Source organism: Duganella sp. sic0402 (genome assembly GCF_019219065.1).
Taxonomy (GTDB): Bacteria; Pseudomonadota; Gammaproteobacteria; order Burkholderiales; family Burkholderiaceae_D; genus Rugamonas.
Genome location: NZ_JAHUWK010000026.1, coordinates 1 through 1568, shown reverse-complemented (window position 1 = coordinate 1568; position 1568 = coordinate 1). Strand labels below are relative to the sequence as shown.

Here is a 1568-nt window from a genome sequence, read left to right as displayed (position 1 = left end):
AAAACAGAGATTAAACTAAAGAGTTTGATCCTGGCTCAGATTGAACGCTGGCGGCATGCCTTACACATGCAAGTCGAACGGCAGCACGGAGCTTGCTCTGGTGGCGAGTGGCGAACGGGTGAGTAATATATCGGAACGTACCCTGGAGTGGGGGATAACGTAGCGAAAGTTACGCTAATACCGCATACGATCTAAGGATGAAAGTGGGGGATCGCAAGACCTCATGCTCCTGGAGCGGCCGATATCTGATTAGCTAGTTGGTGGGGTAAAGGCCTACCAAGGCATCGATCAGTAGCTGGTCTGAGAGGACGACCAGCCACACTGGAACTGAGACACGGTCCAGACTCCTACGGGAGGCAGCAGTGGGGAATTTTGGACAATGGGGGCAACCCTGATCCAGCAATGCCGCGTGAGTGAAGAAGGCCTTCGGGTTGTAAAGCTCTTTTGTCAGGGAAGAAAAGGCTGCGGATAATACCTGTGGCTCATGACGGTACCTGAAGAATAAGCACCGGCTAACTACGTGCCAGCAGCCGCGGTAATACGTAGGGTGCAAGCGTTAATCGGAATTACTGGGCGTAAAGCGTGCGCAGGCGGTTTTGTAAGACTGTCGTGAAATCCCCGGGCTCAACCTGGGAATGGCGATGGTGACTGCAAGGCTAGAGTTTGGCAGAGGGGGGTAGAATTCCACGTGTAGCAGTGAAATGCGTAGATATGTGGAGGAACACCGATGGCGAAGGCAGCCCCCTGGGTCAAAACTGACGCTCATGCACGAAAGCGTGGGGAGCAAACAGGATTAGATACCCTGGTAGTCCACGCCCTAAACGATGTCTACTAGTTGTCGGGTCTTAATTGACTTGGTAACGCAGCTAACGCGTGAAGTAGACCGCCTGGGGAGTACGGTCGCAAGATTAAAACTCAAAGGAATTGACGGGGACCCGCACAAGCGGTGGATGATGTGGATTAATTCGATGCAACGCGAAAAACCTTACCTACCCTTGACATGGATGGAATCTTCGAGAGATTGGAGAGTGCCCGAAAGGGAACCATTACACAGGTGCTGCATGGCTGTCGTCAGCTCGTGTCGTGAGATGTTGGGTTAAGTCCCGCAACGAGCGCAACCCTTGTCATTAGTTGCTACGCAAGAGCACTCTAATGAGACTGCCGGTGACAAACCGGAGGAAGGTGGGGATGACGTCAAGTCCTCATGGCCCTTATGGGTAGGGCTTCACACGTCATACAATGGTACATACAGAGGGCCGCCAACCCGCGAGGGGGAGCTAATCCCAGAAAGTGTATCGTAGTCCGGATTGTAGTCTGCAACTCGACTGCATGAAGTTGGAATCGCTAGTAATCGCGGATCAGCATGTCGCGGTGAATACGTTCCCGGGTCTTGTACACACCGCCCGTCACACCATGGGAGCGGGTTTTACCAGAAGTAGGTAGCTTAACCGCAAGGAGGGCGCTTACCACGGTAGGATTCGTGACTGGGGTGAAGTCGTAACAAGGTAGCCGTATCGGAAGGTGCGGCTGGATCACCTCCTTTCTAGAGTTTGCAGGTTCTTCGGAAC

At 53.1% G+C, this 1568-nt stretch carries 1 rRNA gene; it reads left to right on the top strand.

The features are described from left to right. Window positions 1–12: 12 nt before the first annotated feature. A 16S ribosomal RNA gene (locus tag KW842_RS27125) occupies window positions 13–1543 on the top strand. Window positions 1544–1568 lie beyond the last annotated feature (25 nt).